The sequence below is a fragment of the Paraburkholderia sp. GAS38 genome, assembly GCF_050434965.1.
In the GTDB taxonomy this organism is placed as follows: domain Bacteria; phylum Pseudomonadota; class Gammaproteobacteria; order Burkholderiales; family Burkholderiaceae; genus Paraburkholderia; species Paraburkholderia phenazinium_A.
The window spans coordinates 158526-179166 of record NZ_JBNDJO010000006.1 but is presented as its reverse complement, the minus strand read 5'-3'; the positions used below and the strand labels follow the sequence as shown (position 1 = coordinate 179166).

16 protein-coding genes are annotated in these 20641 nt (G+C 64.7%); 14 read left to right on the top strand and 2 right to left on the bottom strand.

Features of this window, described 5'->3' with window-relative positions; all coding sequences use genetic code 11:
* Window positions 1–142 precede the first annotated feature (142 nt).
* The 9 genes from P3T42_RS16715 (at window position 143) to P3T42_RS16675 (ending at window position 9870) form a co-directional block, all read left to right on the top strand.
* Entirely contained in the window at window positions 143–1636 is a 1494-nt protein-coding gene (locus P3T42_RS16715) for a diguanylate cyclase domain-containing protein (protein ID WP_429306652.1), read from the top strand.
* Window positions 1637–1691: 55 nt separating this feature from the next.
* Window positions 1692–2411: a carbonic anhydrase gene (locus tag P3T42_RS16710; protein WP_074295684.1), complete on the top strand. Its 720-nt coding sequence runs from the start codon at window positions 1692–1694 to the stop codon at window positions 2409–2411.
* A 288-nt stretch (window positions 2412–2699) separates the two neighbouring features.
* Window positions 2700–3668, top strand: coding sequence for an AraC family transcriptional regulator (locus tag P3T42_RS16705; RefSeq protein ID WP_074295685.1), 969 nt, complete (start codon window positions 2700–2702; stop codon window positions 3666–3668).
* A 94-nt stretch (window positions 3669–3762) separates the two neighbouring features.
* Complete coding sequence (locus tag P3T42_RS16700; RefSeq protein WP_074295686.1) at window positions 3763–4821, top strand: ABC transporter substrate-binding protein; 1059 nt, start codon at window positions 3763–3765, stop codon at window positions 4819–4821.
* A gap of 68 nt (window positions 4822–4889) precedes the next feature.
* Complete coding sequence (locus tag P3T42_RS16695; RefSeq protein WP_074295687.1) at window positions 4890–5702, top strand: ATP-binding cassette domain-containing protein; 813 nt, start codon at window positions 4890–4892, stop codon at window positions 5700–5702.
* A gap of 14 nt (window positions 5703–5716) precedes the next feature.
* Complete coding sequence (locus P3T42_RS16690; RefSeq protein ID WP_083640338.1) at window positions 5717–7000, top strand: sugar ABC transporter permease; 1284 nt, start codon at window positions 5717–5719, stop codon at window positions 6998–7000.
* A gap of 38 nt (window positions 7001–7038) precedes the next feature.
* Window positions 7039–7767, top strand: coding sequence for an SDR family oxidoreductase (locus P3T42_RS16685; protein WP_074295688.1), 729 nt, complete (start codon window positions 7039–7041; stop codon window positions 7765–7767).
* The gene (locus tag P3T42_RS16680; RefSeq protein WP_429306651.1) at window positions 7764–9425 is read left to right on the top strand and encodes an FGGY-family carbohydrate kinase; all 1662 of its coding nucleotides are present in this window, start codon (window positions 7764–7766) and stop codon (window positions 9423–9425) included. Before P3T42_RS16685 ends, P3T42_RS16680 begins: the two co-directional genes overlap by 4 nt.
* Before the next feature lie 52 nt (window positions 9426–9477).
* Entirely contained in the window at window positions 9478–9870 is a 393-nt protein-coding gene (locus P3T42_RS16675) for a VOC family protein (protein WP_074295690.1), read from the top strand.
* Between the two features lie 32 nt (window positions 9871–9902).
* On the opposite strand, the gene P3T42_RS16670 is transcribed toward P3T42_RS16675, so the two are convergent.
* Window positions 9903–10889 carry an AraC family transcriptional regulator gene (locus P3T42_RS16670; protein ID WP_074295691.1) on the bottom strand — a complete coding sequence of 329 codons (987 nt, stop codon included), beginning with the start codon at window positions 10887–10889 and terminating at the stop codon, window positions 9903–9905.
* Between the two features lie 392 nt (window positions 10890–11281).
* Here P3T42_RS16670 and P3T42_RS16665 point away from each other — a divergent pair, with 392 nt between their 5' ends.
* Window positions 11282–12334, top strand: coding sequence for an NAD(P)-dependent alcohol dehydrogenase (locus P3T42_RS16665; protein ID WP_429306650.1), 1053 nt, complete (start codon window positions 11282–11284; stop codon window positions 12332–12334).
* Between the two features lie 231 nt (window positions 12335–12565).
* A complete protein-coding gene (locus tag P3T42_RS16660) occupies window positions 12566–13525 on the top strand; it encodes a LysR family transcriptional regulator (RefSeq protein ID WP_074295693.1) in 960 nt (319 codons plus the stop codon).
* 115 nt (window positions 13526–13640) lie between these two features.
* Here the strand turns inward: P3T42_RS16660 and P3T42_RS16655 are convergent, their stop codons facing one another.
* Window positions 13641–14606 (bottom strand): hypothetical protein, encoded by a 966-nt coding sequence (locus P3T42_RS16655; protein ID WP_429306649.1) that lies wholly within the window; start codon window positions 14604–14606, stop codon window positions 13641–13643.
* 125 nt (window positions 14607–14731) lie between these two features.
* Between P3T42_RS16655 and P3T42_RS16650 the strand changes: the two genes are divergently transcribed.
* From P3T42_RS16650 to tagF, 3 genes are all read left to right on the top strand, one after another.
* The gene (locus P3T42_RS16650; protein ID WP_074295695.1) at window positions 14732–15574 is read left to right on the top strand and encodes a M15 family metallopeptidase; all 843 of its coding nucleotides are present in this window, start codon (window positions 14732–14734) and stop codon (window positions 15572–15574) included.
* 159 nt (window positions 15575–15733) lie between these two features.
* On the top strand, window positions 15734–19651 hold the full coding sequence (gene tssM / locus P3T42_RS16645; protein WP_429306648.1) for a type VI secretion system membrane subunit TssM: 3918 nt from the start codon (window positions 15734–15736) through the stop codon (window positions 19649–19651).
* Window positions 19648–20640 (top strand): type VI secretion system-associated protein TagF, encoded by a 993-nt coding sequence (gene tagF, locus P3T42_RS16640; protein ID WP_074295697.1) that lies wholly within the window; start codon window positions 19648–19650, stop codon window positions 20638–20640. The genes tssM and tagF overlap by 4 nt, the downstream gene beginning before the upstream one ends.
* Window position 20641 lies beyond the last annotated feature (1 nt).

The following is a 20641-nucleotide window of genomic DNA, read 5'->3' as shown; positions in this document are numbered from 1 at the left end:
CTGCAACGCCGGAAAGTGTAACAAGGGCTCGGCGAGCATGCTGGCGGCCGCTCCGCCCCCTGCGAGGCACGTTATTGCCCCCTTCTGCCTCGCCCGACCCAACTCGTCTTAAAATAGCGGCACTATCGACTTCGGACTCGTCATGCTGGATACCCCAAGTGCAGGAGAGATGCCGCGCGATGAAGCGACGGCCAGCGACGACTCGGAGATGTTCGAGCTCGCCCCCGTTTCGCTCTGGCTCGAAGACTTCAGCGGCGTGCGCACGCTGTTCGACGCCTGGCGCGCCGAGGGCGTGACCGACCTGCGCGCGCATTTCGGCGCGCATCCCGAGCGGGTCGCGCAATGCGCGCACAGCATCCGCGTCATCAAGGTCAACCGCAAGACCCTGGACCTGTTCGAAGCGGACAGTCTCGACACGCTGACCGCCAATCTCGGCGCGGTGTTTCGCGACGACATGCTGAAGACTCACCTCGAAGAGCTGTGCCAGTTATGGGCAGGTCAGCAGAGTTTCATGAGCCAGACCGTCAATTACACGCTCGGCGGCCGGCGGGTGGATGTACTGCTCAAGGGCGCCGTGCTGCCCGGACACGAAGGGTGCTGGGACCGCGTGCTGGTCTCGCTGGAAGATGTGAGCGAACTGGAAGGCGCGCGCCATCGCTTCATGCACGCCGAGCAATACGCGCGCGGCCTCTTTGAAGATTCGCCGGTGTCGCTGTGGGTCGAGGATTTCAGCGCGGTCAAACGGCTGCTCAATGAGGCGCGGGCCGCCGGCATCTCCGATTTCCGCGTGTTCACGGACGTGCACCCGGAGTTCGTCGAACGCTGCATGCAGGAAATTCACGTGCTGGACGTCAACCGGCACACGCTCGCCATGTTTGCGGCGCCGGACAAGCCGACCTTGCTGGCCCGTCTGCCGCAGGTGTTCCGCGACGACATGCGGCCGCATTTCCGCGAGCAGCTTGTCGATCTGTGGGACGGCAAGCTGTTCCAGCAACGCGAAGTCCTCAACTACTCGCTGGACGGCAGCGAGGTGCATGTGCATCTGCAATTCTCGGTGCTGCCGGGGCACGAGCAGGATTGGGACCTCGTGCTGGTGGCGCTCACCGACATCACCGCGCGCAAGAAAGCCGAGGCCTATCTGGAGTTTCTCGGCAAGCACGACGTGCTGACCAAGCTGCGCAACCGCTCGTTCTATGTTGACGAGTTGAACCGGCTCGAACGCAAGGGGCCGTTCCCGGTGACCGTGATCATGGCCGACCTGAACGGCCTGAAGCGGATCAACGACCAGCTCGGCCACGCGGCCGGCGATGCGCTATTGCGGCGCGCCGGCGAGGTGCTGGCGAAAGCGATGGAGACGCCCTATCAGGCGGCACGCATCGGCGGCGACGAATTCGCGGTGCTGATGCCCAGCACCGATGAGCACGGCGGCGCGGCGATGATCGACACGATCCGGCAACTGGTCGAGCTGAACAATCAGTTCTACCCCGGTTCGCTGCTGAGCTTTTCGATGGGCGCAGCAACCTGTCAGCACGGCGAACGGCTCGAAACCGTGGTACAGCGGGCGGATTTGCTGATGTATGAAGAGAAGCGCGCACACTACGCGAACCCGAGAGCCAGTGAATCGAATGACGAATGAGGCAGCGCCTGCCCCGGCTTGAAACCGTGCAACCCTTCACGCAAGGAGATTTGCCATGTACAACGCCGTTCTGCCGTCTGTATCACGCCGCCAGTTGCTGTTCGCAGGCGCCGCATCGTTGACTCTGACGGGTCTCGCACCTGGAGAAACCCAGGCCGCCGCGCCGGCGGACGCCGACGCACCCAACGCGATCACCCCGTCCGAGGCGCTCGCGCGTCTCATGGACGGCAACGCGCGCTACGCCGCCAATACACCCTCCAACAAGGACTACTCGGCTGGCCGCGCGAGCCGGGTCGCCGCGCAATATCCGATTGCGGCGATCGTCGGTTGCGCGGACTCACGCGTCGCCCCGGAATTGGCCTTCGATCAGGGGCCAGGCGATATTTTTGTGGTGCGGGTGGCCGGAAACTTCGTCAATGAGGACGGGCTCGCCAGTCTCGAGTACGGGGTGAAATTCTTGCAGGTGCCGCTTATCATGGTGCTCGGCCATACCCATTGCGGCGCGGTGAGCGCAACCGTCGACACGATTCAGAAAGGCATCGCGCTGCCGGGCCACCTTCCCGATCTGGTGCGTTCGCTCAAACCGGCCGTGGCGATCGCCCAATTGCACGGCCACGCCGATCTGAAAGCCCGCGCGACCGTCGAGAACGTGCGGCTCGGCGCCAACCGCTTGAGCGTGTCGAAACCCATCATCGGCCGCTACGTCAGTGAGGGTAAAGTGAAGGTGGTCGGCGCAATCTACGATCTCGCCACCGGCAAAGTCAGCCTGTTGTGAGCGCAACGAATTAGAATCGGCCGGTCTATGAATGGGACCGGCTACTCGCAGTGAAATAATAAGTAATCCATAGCGTTAGCGTCATCCAGGCATCCGGCGCACCGGCTGTTGCGTTGCACAAAAGTTGACTCCTGGGCCCTTACGGACTAACCCGAATGCAAGAAAGTATCGGTTTGCGGTCGTATTTTCAGTGGTGAGATGTCTGCAACAGGGCTAATTTTCGGTCATGGCGAGGCGCACGGCGATGCAAGCGACCCGCCCGAAAATATCGGCTCAGGAGGAAGACAGATGCACACCACGCGGGGTGCCACGGCGCGTCAGGAAGCCCGTAGCGCCAACATCGTTCAACCGGATCTGGAACTGGTCGCCGTCGCGAGCGACGAGTCGTTCAAGGTCTGGTCGCACGGGTACCCCTATCGCACGGTGCGCTGGCACTTCCATCCCGAGTACGAAATTCATCTGATCACCGCGACGACTGGTAAATACTTCGTCGGCGATTACATCGGCAACTTCGCGCCCGGCAATCTCGTGATGGCCGGATCGAATCTGCCGCACAACTGGGTGAGCCATGTGCCGCAGGGCGGCCAGGTGGATGAACGCGGCCTGGTGCTGCAGTTCGATGCCGGGTTCGTCGAGCGCGCCACCCGCGCCTTCCCCGAACTCAAGCGCGTGGAAGGCTTGCTCGATGCCTCGCGCTGGGGTGTGCTGTTCGCCCAGAAAACCGGTCTGACCGCCGAGCCGATCATGCGCGAGATGATGGGCGCGCAAGGCATACGCCGCATCACCCTGTTCATTACCCTGCTCGACCTGCTCCTGCAAAGCGTCGAACCGGTGAAGCTGGCGAGCGCCGCTTATCGTGCGGAGCCGGCCCGCTATGCCGGGACGCGGATCGATCACGTGCTGGCGTATATCGGCAAGAACCTCTCGCAGGAGTTGCGCGAAACGGAGTTGGCCGAACTGTCGGGACAGAGCGTGAGCGCCTTCTCGCGCTACTTCCGACGCCATACCGGGGTGCCCTTCGTCCAGTACGTCAACCGGCTGCGCATTAATCTGGCCTGCCAATTATTGATGGCGGGCGAACTGAGCGTGACCGATATCTGCTATCAGGTCGGCTTCAACAACCTCTCGAATTTCAACCGCCAGTTCCTGTTGCTGAAGGCGATGTCGCCTTCGCGCTGGCGCGCCTGGCAACAGCTTAACGCCGCCAGCGCAAGCGAATCGCCCGACGCCGCACACGCCTCGCAAGCGTTCGGCTAGCGCCTGCTTTACCGAAGCCGCAAAGCGAAGCTCACCCGCAGTTCAACCACGGCACCCCATACGCCGGGGTTTTTCTAATAAACGGAGACACTCGATGACCAGACTATCGAAACACCTGATCGGCGCCAGCGCGCTGACCCTGAGCCTGATGGGCAGCACGGCGGCCTTTGCGGCGCCGAGCGGCACCGTCGCCTTCCTGATGCCCGACGAGGGCTCGACGCGCTACGAGCAGCACGACTTCCCCGGCTTCAAGGCCGAAATGGGCAAGCTCTGCCCGGACTGCAAGGTGCTCTATCAGAACGCCAACGGCGACGTCTCGCAGCAACAGCAGCAGTTCAACTCGGTGATCGCGCAAGGCGCCAAGGTGATCGTGCTCGATCCGGTGGACTCGACGGCCGCCGCGTCGCTGGTGCATATGGCGCAGGGTCAGGGTATCAAGGTGATCGCCTATGACCGGCCGGTGCCTTCGACGCCGGCCAATTACTACGTGTCGTTCGATAACGAGGACATCGGCAAATCCATCGCGCAGTCGCTGGTCCAGCACCTCAAGGAGATGGGCGTGCCGACCGGCAAGGGCGGACTGCTCGAAGTCAACGGCTCGCCCGTCGATGCGGCCGCGGGGCTGATCAAGAAGGGCAGCCACGAAGGCATCGAGGGTAGCGGTTACAAAACGCTGGCCGAGTACGATACGCCGGACTGGGCGCCGCCGAAGGCCCAGCAGTGGGTCAGCGGACAGATCACCCGCTTCGGCTCGCAGATTGTCGGCGTGGTGGCCGCCAACGACGGCACCGGCGGCGGCGCGGTCGCGGCCTTCAAGGCAGCCGGCGTCAATCCGGTGCCGCCCGTGACGGGCAACGACGCGACGCTCGCCGGGCTGCAGTTGATCATCTCGGGCGACCAGTACAACACGATCCTGAAGCCGAGCGAGATCGTCGCCGCAGCAGCGGCGAAGGTGGCCGTCGGCTTCCTGTCCGGCCAGACCCCGAAGGGCCAGACGACGCTCTTCAACACGCCGTCGCAACTCTTCAAGCCGGCCGTCATCACGTCGAAGAACATCAAGGCGGAGGTGGTCGACAAGGGCTTCGCGAGCGCCAAGGACCTGTGCACCGACCGCTATGCGGATGGCTGCAAGAAACTTGGCATCACGAACTGATCCGTTGGGGTGCCGAACGGGATCCGGCGCGTGCCGGGTCCCTCTTCCGATCAATGAGGTATCCGTCCATGACTGACAACTCCCATACACGGTCCGGGCCAGGCGAACTGGTGCTGAGCCTGCGCGGCGTCTCGAAGCACTTCGGAGCGGTCTCTGCCCTGACGGACATCGAGCTCGACGTGCATGCCGGCGAAGTGGTCGCCCTGGTGGGCGACAACGGCGCCGGGAAGTCCACGCTGGTGAAAGTGCTCGCCGGCGTCCATCAACCCACCACCGGCACGATCACCTTCGGCGGCAAGGAGGTCACGCTGCCCAACCCGGCCGCGGCGCTCGATCTCGGCATCGCCACCGTGTTCCAGGATCTCGCGCTATGCGAAAACCTCGACGTCGTCGCCAACATCTATCTCGGCCGCGAGCTGAATCCGCTGCGCCTCGATGAAGTCGCGATGGAGGTCAAGGCCTGGACGCTGCTGAACGAACTCTCGGCGCGCATTCCCAGCGTGCGCGACGTGGTCGCCTCGCTCTCGGGCGGCCAGCGTCAGACGGTGGCGATTGCCCGCTCGCTGCTGCTGGACCCGAAGCTGATCATGCTCGACGAGCCGACCGCCGCGCTCGGCGTGGCGCAGACGGCCGAGGTGCTGAACCTGATCGAGCGGGTGCGCGACCGCGGCCACGCGGTCATCATGATCAGCCACAACATGGAGGACGTTCGCGCCGTGGCGGACCGGATCGTGGTGCTGCGTCTCGGCCGCAACAACGGCGTGTTCTATCCCGACTCGTCGAATCAGGAGCTGGTGGCCGCGATCACCGGCGCCACCGAGAACGCTGTCTCGCGTCGCGCCGGCCGACGTCAGGCCGAACAGGGCGCACCGAGCGCCTGAACCAAGGAACCATCATGAGCAACAAAATGCAAGGCGCCCCGCAGCCTGAGACGCACGGGACGGCAACGCCGTCCACGCTGCTCGACCGCAGCGACGTGCGCGTCAAGCACGCGGCCGGAGTCGGCGGCACCGTGTCGGCCTTCGTCGAGCGGGTGCGCTCGGGCGATCTGGGCTCGCTGCCGGTCATTGCGGGACTCGTCATCATCTGGACCGTGTTCACCGCGCTGAACCCGGTGTTCCTCTCCGCCGACAATATGGTGAACCTGCTGTTCGACTGCTCGACGGTCGGCGTGATCTCGCTCGGCATTGTCTGCGTGCTGATGGTGGGCCAGATCGACCTGTCGGTGGGTTCGATGAGCGGCTTCGCTTCGGCCCTCCTCGGCACGCTCTGGGTCAATCACGGCTGGCCGGTGCTGCTCGCCATCGTCGCGGCCGTCGTGGTCGGCGCGGTGGTCGGCGCCGTGTATGCGCTGCTGCTCAACCGCTTAGGCATGCCAAGCTTCGTCGCGACGCTGGCCGGATTGCTCGCTATCCTCGGGATGCAGCTCTACGTGCTGGGCTCGAGCGGTTCGATCAACCTGCCCTACGACTCGGCAATGGTCAACCTCGGGCAGCTCATCATCATCCCCGCGGTCGTGTCGTACCTGCTTGCGCTGGTGCCGGGCGCCGCGCTGCTCCTGCTTGGACTGCGCACCCGCGAGCGCCGCCATGCGTCCAATCTCTCCGCGCCCTCGGTAGGCAGCCTGCTGGTGCGCAGTCTCGCCATCACCGTGCTGCTGGAGATCGTGGTGGTCTACCTCAACCAGGGACGCGGCGTGCCGCTGATGTTCGGCATTTTCCTCGGCCTTGCCATCGCCATGGACTATGCGCTGAAGAGGACGCGCTGGGGCCGCTCGATGCATGCGGTGGGCGGCAATCACGAAGCCGCGCGGCGCTCCGGCATCAATGTCGGCGCCATCTATATGAGTGCCTTTGTGCTGTGCGCGAGTTTCGCCGCGCTCGGCGGCGTGCTGACGGCGGCACGGCTCGCCTCGGCCAGTCAACAGGCCGGCACCGGCGACGTCAACCTGAACGCCATCGCCGCGGCGGTGATTGGCGGCACGAGTCTGTTCGGCGGGCGCGGCAGTGCATTTTCCGCGGTGCTGGGCATTATCGTGATCCAGTCGATTGCCAGCGGTCTCACGCTGCTGAACCTGTCGTCGTCGCTGCGCTTCATGATCACCGGCGCGGTGCTGGCGATCGCGGTGATCGTCGACTCGCTCGCCCGGCAGTCCCGCGTCTCGCATGGCCGCGCCTAATTGCATCAATTCGCAACCCAGTTGCAGGAGAGCATTGCATGTCTGAATCAATCAAGGGAAAAATCGCCGCCATCACCGGTGCGGCATCCGGTATCGGCCTCGAATGCGCGCGCGTGCTGATCGAAGAAGGCGCCAGGGTCGTGCTGATCGATCGGGCACAGGAGAAGCTCGAGACACTGTGCGCGGAGTTGGGCGAGAATGCGTTTCCGCTGGTCGTGGATCTGCTGCAGCCCGCCGAGGTGTCCGGGATTCTGCCGAAAATCCTGGCGCTTGCCGGCGGGCTCGACATCTTCCACGCCAATGCCGGCGCTTATGTGGGCGGCGAAGTGGTGGACGGCAATCCCGACGAGTGGGACCGCATGCTGAACCTGAACATCAACGCCGCGTTCCGCTCGGTCCACGCCGTGCTGCCGCATCTGGTGGCGCAGAAGTCGGGCGACATCATCTTCACCAGCTCGGTGGCGGGCTTCGTCCCGGTCGTCTGGGAGCCGATCTACACCGCCTCGAAGTTCGCGGTGCAGGCCTTCGTCCACACGACGCGGCGCCAGCTTGCCAAACACGGCGTACGGGTCGGCGCGGTGGCGCCGGGCCCGGTCGTCACCGCCCTGCTCGACGACTGGCCGAAGGCGAAGATGGACGAGGCGCTCGCCGCCGGCAGCCTGATGCAGCCCAGAGAAGTCGCCGAAGCGGTACTCTTCATGCTGACGCGGCCCCGCAATGTGACGATCCGCGATATTGTGATCCTTCCGAACAGTGTCGATCTATGACTTCAGATAACCCGACCTCCCCTGCGTCGGAGAGCACGCGCGACGTCCGCGACGCGCGCTATATGATCGGCGTGGATGTGGGCACGGGCAGCGCCCGCGCCGGCATCTTCGACCTTGCCGGCCGCATGGTGGCATCGGCCAAACGTGATATCACGCTGTTCCATGCGAGCGGCTCCATCGTCGAGCAGTCGAGCGGCGAGATCTGGCGCGCCGTCTGCGCTTCCGTGAAGGATGCGCTGGCGCACGGCAAGGTGGCGCCCGCGCAGGTGGCCGGTATCGGCTTCGACGCCACCTGTTCGCTCGTCGTGCTGGGCCCGGGCGGGCGGCCCTTGCCGGTAGGCCCCTCGGAGCAGGCCGAGCGCGACATCATCGTCTGGATGGACCACCGCGCCGTGGAGCAGGCGGAGCGCATCAACGCGACGGGCCATGAGGTGCTGAAGTTCGTCGGCGGCAAGATCTCGCCGGAGATGGAAACGCCGAAGCTGTTGTGGCTGCTCGAGAACCGGCCGGCCGTGTTCGAGGCCGCATGGCAGTTCTTCGACCTGACCGACTTCCTGACCTGGCGCGCAACCGGCGATCTGTCGCGCTCCACCTGCACGGTCACCTGCAAATGGACCTATCTGGCACCCGAGCGGCGCTGGGACGAGAGCTACTTCCGCACCGTCGGCCTCGGCGTACTCGCGGATGAGGGCTTTGCGCGCATCGGCCAGACGGTCGTCGACGGCGGAACGCCGCTCGGCAGCGGACTGACGGCAACAGCCGCGGCCGAACTTGGACTCCTCAGCGGAACGCCGGTCGCCACCGGCGTGATCGATGCGCACGCCGGCGGAATCGGCACAGTCGGCGCCGACGGCGATCCCGAGGCCTGTCTCGGCTACGTCTTCGGCACCTCGTCGTGCACGATGACCACGACCCGGGAGCCGGTCTTCGTGCCGGGCGTATGGGGCCCCTACTTTTCGGCGATGGTGCCCGACACGTGGCTCAACGAAGGCGGACAATCGGTCGCCGGCGCGGCGATCGAACGCTTGCTTTCGATGCACCCCGCGACGCCCGACGCGCGGCAACAGGCCGAGCAAGCGGGCCAGTCCCTGCCCGTGCTGCTCGCCACCCTCGCCGTGCAATCGGCGCAGGCCGCGGACGGTCTGTCCGGCGCGGCGCGGCTGGCCCACGGGCTGCACGTCGTACCGGAGTTCCTCGGCAACCGCGCGCCGCTGGCCGACCCGCACGCCCGTGCCGTGATTGCAGGCCTTGGCATGGAAGACGACCTGGATAGTCTGGTCGCGCTCTACATTGCCGGCATTTGCAGTATCGGTTATGGTCTGCGCCAGATCATCGAGACCCAGGCGAGCGCCGGTGCGCCGATCGAGCGCGTGGTGATCAGCGGCGGTGCAGGACGGCTCGATCTGGTCAGGCAGCTACTCGCCGATGCGACCGGCAAACCCGTCCTCGCCACGCAAGCGGAAGAACCGGTGCTGCTGGGTGCCGCGATGCTGGGCGGCGTGGCGGGCGGGTGCTTCGACGACGTACGCGCGGCGATGGCCGGCATGTCGCAGATCAGCAGGACCTACGCGCCGGATCGAGGCGACCTCGCAGCCCTGCACGATGCGCGCTTTCGCGCCTTCACGCAGTTGCAGAACGTAGCCAGGGAGATTCGCTAAACTCATACCGGCCCACGTCACAGCGACCCGTTACAGGAAAGGAACGAGCGAGATGCTATCCCACGTTTTCGTCGGCATTACCGATTTCGAACGCGCCTTCGGCTTCTACGCCCCGCTGCTGGACACACTGGACCTCAAGCTCAAATTCCGCGACGAGCAGACCGGCTGGGCCGGCTGGACGGCGGCAGACCAGCCCCGTCCGCTGTTTGTGATCAGCCGGCCCTACGACGGCAAGCCGGCTAGCGTCGGCAATGGCCAGATGCTCGCGCTGCTGGCGCGGGACCGCGCCGGCGTCGACCGCGCGCATGCCGTTGCGCTCGCACAGGGCGGTTCATGCGAAGGGCCGCCGGGTTTGCGGCCGCAGTATCACGAGCATTACTACGGCGCCTACTTCCGCGATCCGGACGGCAACAAACTCTGCGTGTGCTGCCACGCTGCGGACTGAACTCGCGCAGCGCCTGCCTTGGGCAACCCCGCTCACACAGCGGTCACATACTTCTCGGCCGGCGGCACGACCCGTGCCTGAGGCGCCACGCGCGGCGGCGGCGAATCGAACACCGCGCGCATGCGCTTCACTTCGTCCACGGGACTCAGGCCGAACAGCCGCTTGAACTCGCGGCTGAACTGCGAGGCGCTTTCATACCCCACCCGCGCCGCGGCGGCGCCCGCGTTCAGACCATCCTGCACCATCAGGAGCCGCGCATGATGCAGCCGCGTGGTCTTCACGTACTGCATGGGTGAAGTGGACGTCACGCCCTTGAACTGCGCGTGAAACACCGCGAGACTCATGCCGGCCTCGCGCGCCAGCGTGTCGACGTCGAGCTCGCCTTGATAATCCGCGTGAATGCGCCGCAGCGCCTTGGCGATGCGGCCAAAGTGATGCTGGTGCGTGAGCGCGGCGCGGATCGCATCGCCCTGCTCGCCGGTCAGCACGCGATAGCAGATCTCGCGCATGATGGCGGGCGCGAGAATACGCGTATCGAGCGGCGAAGCCAGCGCTTCGAGCAGACGTTGCACGGCATTGCTCATGACCGGGTCGAGCGAGGTCGAATAGATGCCGCGCGGCTCGCTCACCGTCGTGCCGTGCGTTTCGTTCAGCGCCATCAGCAACTCCGCGACCACCGTCAGGTCGACCCGCACCGAGATGCCCAGAAACGGCTCTTCCACGCTCGCCTCGGTTTCGCATTCGAACGGCAGCGGCACCGACAGCACCAGGTACTGCTGGGCGTCGTACAGATAGGTCTGCTCGCCAAGGTAGCCGCGTTTGCGGCCCTGGCACACGACCACGATACTCGGCTCGTAGAGCACCGGCATGCGCGGCATGGGCCGGTTGGAACGCATGAACTTGACACCGTCCAGACTTGAGGGCGTGAAGCCCTCGCACGGCGCCAGCACGTCGAAGAGTTCGACCATGCGTTGCTGGGCGGGACTGATGGCCGCGCGGGGCGTTTGAGTCGTTTGCATGACAATGCCTATTGATACAGCAGAGAATAAGGCTTGAAATTTAGCACCAAACGGCCTATAGCGCTCGCACTCAGGAGAAATAGGCAAGCCTTCGAGATATTCAGGTATTCCCGAGGTGGCCCTCGCCGCCTACGATGGGAACCCTGCCGGATCACCCATTCCCGCCGCTGCAGCCCGAGAGGACTGCGGCCGGTAAGCCGGCCTTCCAGGGGCCGCCGTCCCGCCACGCACACTGTGGCGAATCCGATGGCCCGCCCGCAGAAGGCCGGTAGAGGGAGCCCACCCGCGATTCACTGCGGCGATCCCGGTCCCCGTCAAGGCAACGCCGCCCTCGCGACCCTGCGTCGCGACTGCCGGCACCTTGTGCAACCCATCTCATTGCAGGAGCACTCATGACCACGACTTATGCCTATGCCGCGAGCGACGCCAAAGCGAAGCTCGCCCCATTCGAATTCCAGCGCCGCGAACTGCGTGCCCATGACGTGCAGATGGAAGTGCTGTTTTGCGGTGTCTGCCACTCCGACCTGCATCAGGCGCGCAACGAGTGGAAGAACTCCATTTATCCGGTGGTGCCGGGTCACGAAATCGTCGGCCGCGTGACGGCGGTCGGTCCTGACGTCACCAAATACAAGGCCGGCGACCTGGTCGGCGTCGGTTGCCTCGTCGATTCCTGCCGCACCTGCCCGAGCTGCGCAGAAGGCCTCGAACAGTATTGCGAAAACGGTTTTGTCGGCACCTACAACGGCGCGGACCGCGAGACCGGCGCGATTACCTTCGGCGGTTATTCGACCCAGCTGGTGGTCGACGAAGCCTTCACGCTGCGCGTGCCGCAGAACCTCGACCCGGCCGGCGTCGCGCCGCTGCTGTGCGCCGGCATCACCACCTACTCGCCGCTGCGCACGTGGGGTGCGGGTCCCGGCAAGAAGGTGGGGATTGTCGGCCTCGGCGGCCTCGGCCACATGGGCGTGAAGCTCGCACATGCGATGGGTGCGCATGTCGTGCTGTTCACGACCTCGCAGTCGAAGGTCGAAGATGCGAAACGCCTCGGCGCAGATGAAGTGGTGATTTCGAAGAACCCGCAGGAGATGGAAGCCCATGCGAACAGCTTCGACCTCATCGTCAACACGGTGGCGGCCCAGCACGACCTGAACCCGTTCCTGAATCTGCTGCGCCGCGACGGCACGATGGCACTGGTCGGCGCACCCGAGCACGATCACCCGTCGCCGCAGGTGTTCAACCTGATCATGAAGCGCCGCCGTCTGGCGGGTTCGCTGATCGGCGGCATTGCTGAAACCCAGGAAATGCTCGATTTCTGCGGCGAGCACGGCATTACATCGGACATCGAAATTATTCCGATGCAACAGATTAACGATGCGTATGAGCGGATGTTGAAGAGCGACGTGAAGTATCGCTTTGTGATCGACCTCGACTCGCTCCGGAAGTAACTGCCGGTCGCTTTACCCCAAGGATTCATTCCGGTAGTTCCACAGGTCGTCACGCCGGCGGGCCAAGCGCCAGCCAGCCGTGATGCACAGGCCGCGCCCGTTGCGGCGGCCTGCCCTGCTCCCGCCTCGCATCGTCATGCCGACACGCCTCCCCAACGGGACGAGGTGCGTCGGCTGTACGTCCTTATTTCGGATTGTCCCGCGTATGTACTGTTTGACAGGAGATTGCCCGTGATTGACCGTATTCAGGCGATGCGCACTTTTATCCGTATTGTCGATACCAATAGTTTCACACGCGCCGCGCAATCGCTGGATATGCCGCGCGCGACGGCGACGACGCTGGTTCAGAATCTCGAAGCGCTGCTCGGCACGGTCTTGCTGGTGCGCACGACGCGCAGGCTCAGCTTGACGGCAGAAGGTGCTGCGTACTACGAACGATGCGCGCAGATCCTTGCCGACATCGACGAGATGGAGGCCAGCCTGCGCCATTCCACCGACCAGTTGAGCGGTCGCCTGCGCGTCGAAATGCCGGGCGCGGTAGCCACCGCGCTGGTGCTGCCGGCGCTCGACGATTTTCATGCGCGCTATCCGAACATCGACCTCGCGATCGGCGTCAGCAATCGCGCGGTGGATCTGGTCGGCGAAGCGGTAGATTGCAGCATCCAGCTCGGCGAGTTGCCCGACTCCGGCCTCGCGGCCCGGCGTCTCGGCATGCTCGAACTGGTGACCTGCGCGAGTCCCGATTATCTCGAGCGCCACGGTGTGCCCGCGGATCTCGAGGCGCTGGAGCATCACGTCGCCGTACACTGCCTCTCGCCGCACAACGGGCGCGCGGTGGACTTCGATTTCGAGGTCGGCGACACAGCGTTGAATGTGAAGGTGAACGGCTTCCTGAAGGTCAGCGACGAGCAGGCGTATCTCACCTGCGGGCTGGAGGGGCTCGGGCTGATTCAACCGGCACGGATTGCCGCGCAACCTTACCTGGATGCAGGGCAGTTGCGCGAAGTCTTGCCGCAGTGGAAGCCGGCGCCGATCCCGGTCTCGGTGGCGTTTGTGAAGAGCCGGCGCGTGTCGCCGCGAGTGCGGGCTTTCGTCGACTGGCTCGCGGTGCTGTTCGAGCAGGCCGAAAGTGTCGATCAGGATCTGTCGCGCGTGCGGCAGTTGCTGCGCGGCGGGTTGCATACGGCTTGATGGGTTTCGGCCTCGGGCTCGAAGCGAGCCTGGGGCCGACCTCGCCTCATTCCTCACGCATCTTCTTCAGGTGCCGCGTGTCGAGCAGCGGCACCTGCTAGCCCTGGTCCTGGCGCTAAGGCTGCTTGGGCGGCGTCGCCGAACCCGGACAGGAGGGGTCCTTACCCCAGTGTCCGTCGCACACCCGCCAACGGCACAACTGATCCTCAAAGAAGCCACGCGTGCCGCACTCCTTCACGCGTTCGGCGAGCTTCGGATCGCCGCCGTTCGCCACGGCGCTCACCTTGGTGGTCGCGCCTTTCGCATCCGCGGGCTTGGTGCGCGCCACCAGCGCCGCGAGCAGATCGGCGTCCGGATCGTCCTTCGGTGCCGCAGCGCTATTGGCCGTGTGCGGCTTGTCCTTCTTCGCCTGTGCGAGCGCGGTTGGCGCGGCGTGACGATTCGCAGGCGGCGCTTCGTGCTTCGCATGCGCCGAGGCCGTTTCATGCTCGCGATGCGCATGATTCGAAGCCGCCGCCGGCGCAGCCGGCTTCACATTCTTCGCGGCGTCCGCGGGCGCCGCCGACGCCCCGCTCTCCTCCGCGCCGTTCGCCAGCGCGCGTGACAGACGGTTGTCGTCCAGTCCACCAGGCGCCGATGCGGCCGCCTCGTCAGAAGGTTTGGAGTCCTTGTTTTCGCTATCGTCGGCGACGATGGTCGCTGCCTGCGGAGCAGACGCCGCCACTGCCGACGCGGCTTTGGCCAGCGCCTGAGCGGCACTGCCGCCCGCAGGCGCCGCGGCCGTCTGCGCCGCCGCGGTTGCAGGCGTTGCGGCTACTTCGGCGTGTCCACCGGCGGCGCGCTGCTGCAGGTGCCATGCACCCCAGCCGCCCGCAGCGACGACCAGCAGCGCCACCAGCACGGCAGGTGCCTTCGAGCGGCGCGACCTGGCAGGCGGCGGTACGACGCGGCCTTCGAGGTCCGCGAGAATCCGCGAGCCATTGGCCTGCGCGCCTTTTGCCGCATTGGTTTGCGGGCCTTTTGCCGTATCGGCAAGCAGGCTAGGCGGGGCTTTGGAATTCGAGCTGTCCGGCGCACTCATTCACTGTCTCATTGAATCCTGGTTTATTTCGCCGTGATAATACGTTTCGGCTCGTCTTCGAGCAGGCCTGATTCTAAGAGCAAGCATTCCAAAATACAATTGTTTCCAATTTCCCGGGGTTACCTTTGATCGCCGTCGTACTCGTCGCTTATTTCGCCATCGCGGTGCTGATCGCAGCCATGCTGCTATTGCCGCCCGTGCGATCTTCAATATTAGCCATTGCGCGCGATTTACAAGGCCGTTTTATGCGCAATGCATCTTATGGCGCATCGCGTGCGCGTGGTCAATTAAGTCGCTCGGCAAAAATTTCGCAATCAACTGTAGTTGATATGCAAAATTTACTGGTAAAGCGGCGCTTGCTGATTTTAACGACCGCAGGTATTCTTGCGACGCCTCCATTGGTCGCGATCGCATTGCGCGGTCGGCAGTTATTCCAATACGACGACACAGTCAGGGTACCCGACGAAAAAATCGCCGCGCTACTGAACGGCGAGCAGCTCGTGCCGCCACCCTCATTGCCGCCCGAGGTATTTGCAACGCAGGAAGTGGAGCAGGTTCGCCCCGCGCTACAGGATGCAAGCCGCGACTGGAATCTGCTCGACGCCGACTTCAGAACCCGTTTATTGCTCGTCTACAAAATCATGCACGAACAATACGGCTACGAAATGGCCTTACTTGAAGGCTATCGCAGCCCGGAGCGGCAAAACCGGCTGGCGCAAATGGGCGGCAACGTCACCAATGCCGCAGCGTTTCAGAGCTATCACCAATACGGGCTAGCGGCGGACAATGCGTTTTTGCGCGACGGCAAGCTGGTCATTTCAGAAAAAGATCCATGGGCCATGCGAGGCTACCAGTTATACGGACAGACCGCCGAACAGGTCGGTCTGGTGTGGGGAGGCCGCTGGAAAATGATGGATCTGGGACACGTCGAATATCACAAGCCCGGCTTCGTACTCGGGCGGCATTAAGTGGCACAAAGCGGCAAATAATGGGGTTGACATGGGGCGTTCATTTATTCTTCTCGGCGACAAGACCGATCTGCACGGCTCGGTCATTAGCGCGCTTTCTCTCCAGCCTCAACCCCGTCCTTCCGCACGCAACCCATAACATTCAGACCTGAACGGCCTATGCAACGCTTCCTCAACGGGTTGACCCACTCTCGCACGCTCTCGATCATCGGGGTGCTCGCGCTCGCAGCCGTGCTGTTCATCGCGGCGGACACCTTGCAGATCGACCCGATCTGGGCCGCCGCCGCGCTGGGCGCCGTGCTGGTCCTCTGGTTCCTCATCTGGCTGGTCCGCAGGCTGCTGGCGCGGCGCGCCAACCGCAAGCTCGGCGACATGCTCGAGCAGCAGGCCGAAAAGCAGACCGAAGCAGGCGCCGCGGCCACCCCGGCGCGCCAGGCCGAACTCGACGCGCTGCGCACGCGCCTCGTCGACGCGGTCAAGACCATCAAGACCTCGAAGATCGGCCAGGTTTCGGGCGGCGCGGCGCTCTATGAGCTGCCGTGGTACATCGTGATCGGCAATCCGGCGGCGGGCAAAAGCAGCGCCGTGCTGAACTCGGGCTTGCAGTTTCCGTTCGCGGACAAGAACAACGCGGTGATTCACGGCATTGGCGGCACGCGGAACTGCGACTGGTTCTTCACCACCGAAGGCATTCTGCTGGATACAGCCGGCCGTTACTCGGTGCACGAGGAAGACCGCACCGAATGGCTGGGCTTCCTCGGCCTGCTCAAGCGTCATCGTCCGAAAGCGCCGATCAACGGCATCATCGTGACGGCGAGCATTGCCGAGCTGACCGGCAGCCGCCCCGAGTTCGCCATCAACCTGGCGAAGAACCTGCGCCAGCGCGTGCAGGAGCTCACCGAGAAGCTCGAAGTGTTCGCGCCGGTGTACGTGATGTTCACGAAGACCGACCTGATCACGGGCTTCACCGAATTCTTCAGCGGCAGCGAGCGCCACGAATACGACCGCGTGTGGGGCGCCACCCTGCCCTACGAGCCGGACGAGAAGCGCGACATCGTCGCGCTGTTCGACGAGCGCTTCGAAGAGCTGTACGAAGGTCTCAAAGAGATCAGCGTGGCGCAGATGTCGATCAGCCGCGGCAATAAACTGTCGCCGGGGCAACTGAGTTTTCCGCTTGAATTCTCGACCATCAAGCCGGCCTTGCGCTCGTTCCTCGCCACGCTGTTCGAAACCAACCCGTTCCAGTACAAGCCGATTTTCCGCGGCTTTTACTTCACGAGCGCGCTGCAGGAAGGCGAAACCAATAGCGCCGCCGCACACCGCATCGCCAACCGCTTCGGCCTCGACGCCGGCGGCATCGCCAAGCCGCAGAGCGCATTCTCGAAGAACGGCTTCTTCCTGCGCGACCTGTTCTCGAAGGTCATCTTCGCCGACCGGCAAACCGTCAAGCAGTTTGCGAGTCCCGCCAAAACGCGGATGCGTTATGGGACTTTCTTCGCTTTCGTCGCCGTGCTCGCGTTGGCGCTGGGGGGCTGGACCTGGTCGACGGTCAACAACCAGCAACTCGCCTCGAACGTGCAGGCCGACCTCGACAACGTGGTGCGCCTGCAGCAGAACCGCAACGACCTGCAATCGCGCCTGCAGGCCATGGACATTCTCGAGGACCGCATCGACCAGCTCGAACAGTTCCGCCGCGACCGGCCGCTTGCCGTGTCGCTCGGGCTGTATCAGGGCGACCGTCTCGAACAGCATCTGCTGACCGAGTATTACAACGGCGTGAAGCAGATCATGCTCGACCCGGTCGCGCAGAATCTCGAAGGCTTCCTGAAAGACGTCAACGCCCATCCGGAGCAGCTAGCGCCGATGACGCGCGCACCGGACTCGGGCGCGGTTCCCGTGTCGGCGCACGGCTCGGCCATGGTGGCGACGAGCCAGGGTGGCCTGTATAGCGACGCCTCCCCCACCAACGTGGAAGACGCCTACAACGCGCTCAAGACCTACCTGATGCTGGGCGACAAGCGCCACGTCGAAACGGCCCACCTGACCGATCAGGTGGCGCGCTTCTGGCGCGGCTGGCTCGAAACCAACCGGGGCAACATGCCGCGCGACGAAATGATCCGCAGCGCCGAGCGCATGATCACCTTCTACCTGTCGCGGGTCTCGGACGACGACTGGCCGATGATCGACCAGAACCTCTCGCTCGTCGACCAGACGCGTGAAAACCTGCGCCGCGTGGTGCGCGGCATGCCGGCCCGCCAGCGCGTCTACGAAGAGATCAAGGCACGGGCGTCGACCCGCTTCGCGCCGATGACGATCGCGCGCATTGTCGGCGACAACAACACGTCGCTGGTGGCGGGCAGCTATGCGATCCCCGGCACCTTCACGCGCGACGCATGGTTCCAGTACGTACAACCGGCGATTCGCGATGCCGCCACCAAGGAACTGCAGGCCAAGGACTGGGTGCTCAACACCTCGGCGCATGACGACCTGACGCTCGAAGGCAGCCCGGAGCAGATCCAGAAGGCGCTGGTCTCGATGTACAAGACCGAGTATGCGATGCACTGGCAAAAGTTCATGCAAGGCATTGCGGTGCAGAACTTCGGCAGCTTCAATCAGGCCGTGGATGCCATGAACCGCCTCGGCGACCCGCAGGACTCGCCGATCCGCAAGGTGCTCGAAACCGCCTACGACCAGACCTCGTGGGACAACCCGTCGCTCGCCAGCGCCACCGCGAAGGGCGTGCAAAGCGGCGTGACCGGCTGGTTCAAGCAATGGTTCTCGCACACCGCGGCGGCCCCGGTCACGGCGAACATCGACATCAACGGCAACCCGGTCGACCTGCCGATGGGCCCGATCGGCCAGGAGTTCGCGGGCCTTGGGCGGATCGTCGCCAGGCAGGACAACGGCTCGATGCTGCAAGGCTATATGGACACGCTGTCGAAGGTTCGCACGCGCTTTAACGTGATCAAGAACCAGGGCGACCCGGGACCGGGCGCGCGTCAGCTGATGCAACAGACGCTCGACGGCAACGGTTCGGAACTCGCGGATTCGCTGAAGTACGTCGACGAGCAGATGCTCACGGGTCTGACCGACTCGCAACGCAAGGGTCTGCGTCCGCTGCTGGTGCGGCCGCTGATGCAGGCGTTCGCGGTGGTGATCCAGCCGGCCAGCGTCGAAGTCAACAAGGTGTGGAACGCCCAGGTGTATCAGCCGTTCCAGACCTCGCTCGCCAACAAGTATCCGTTTGCGGGCGACGCCAAGGTCGAAGCCGGTGCGAATGAAATTGCCCAGGTGTTCGGTCCGGACGGCTCGGTCGCGAAGTTTGTCGGCACGACGCTTGGGCCGCTCGCCGTGCGCCGTGGCGATACGCTGACGGCACGCACGTGGGGCGACATGGGCCTCGCGCTCACACCTGACTTCACGACCGGCTTCGCGCGCTGGGTGGCCCCGCTCTCGGGCGGCGCCGCGGGTGGCGCACAGGGCGGTTCGTCGGAACCGCAGACCGTGTTCCAGATCCTGCCGCAACCGACCACCGGCACGACCGAGTACACGCTGGCAATCGACGGCCAGCAACTGCGTTACCGCAACACGCCGCCGCAGTGGACCAACTTCGTCTGGCCGAATCCGTCCGGCTCGCCGGGTGCGACGCTGTCCGCGACCACCTTCGACGGCCGCACGATCCAGCTCGTCAACGAGCCGGGACGCTACGGTCTCGAGAAGCTGATCAACTCGGCGCAGCGCAAGCGCGAACCGGATGGCACCTTCGACCTGTCGTGGACCCAAGGCGCCGTGACCGTCGCGGTGAGCATGCGCATCATCAGCACGTCGCAGCCTTCGAGCGGCGCTGGCGACGCGCCGCAGCAGCAGAGCCTGCGCGGCTTGCACCTGCCGTCGTCGGTGGCGGATGTGAGCGCGGCGGCGAATTCGGTTAACGCCACGCAGGCCGGCGCGTCCGGCCCGGCAGGTTCGGCAGGCGGCAGCTCGCCCGCCCCGGCCGCCGGCAACGGCTCGGCTTCGACCCAGGCGAACCCGGGTGCCGCCGCGACGGCGGACTCGAACACAGGGGGTGCGCAATGACGCAGACCGTACAGGCGCAAATCGCCTACTTCGGCAAGATTCCGTCGCGCGGCGACTTCGTCAAAAGCGCGCATAACCCGCAGTTGCTGCAGACGCTCGACCGCTGGATCGCCGAAGCGATGGAACTGCTGACCGACGACCCGCGCTGGAAGATCGTCTACGAAAACGCCCGGCCGCTGCATTTCGCGTTCCTCGGGTCGCGCAGCAAGCTGGCGATTGCCGGTCATATGGTGGCGAGTCACGACCAGTCGTCGCGGCGCTTTCCGTTTCTGGCGGCCACCGCGCTCGAAGTCGAACGGCCGCTGACGTTTCTGGCCCGCAGCCCGCTCGCGTTTGCGCGGCTATGGTCGCGGGTGGCGGCGCAAATGCGGCCGCTGCTGGACGCAAGCGAGCCCGCCGGCGCGCTGCAGGCGCTCGGCGACACGCAGGTGCCGATCGAAGTCGGCGGCGGTCCCGGCAATCCGCACGACGGCACCTTCAACGATTTCGTCGAGCACCAGACGCTCGCCGGCCTCGAACAGATGCTGCTGGCCAACGGCCACCCGGTACGGCTGCGCGGCGCGATGCTCGCGCTCGGTTCGCTGCTGCGGCCGGTGATGACGAGCGGCTCGTCGCATCTCGAACGCGGGCTCACCTTGCCGCTGCCGAACGACCCGTTCTATCGCAGCCTCGTCGCCGCGTTCTGGCTCGAACTGATCGCGCCGTTCGTGGCGCAGGCCGATTTCGAACTGGCGATTTTCATCGGCACGATTGCGCAGCGCGAGCGGCTCGTGATCGGCTTTAACGGCGCCTCGGCGAAAACGCTGCATAGCGTGGTCGATCCGCAGGCCTACGCGGCACATAACATCGATATCGACGATCCCGAGTGGATCGACGAACATGCACAAAACGACCATGGGATCAGCAAGCTCGTCAGTTACCTCGATCAACCGCAACTGTCGCTGCGCGTCAGCATCGACACGTTCCGCGAAGCGTTTTCCGGGGAGTGAG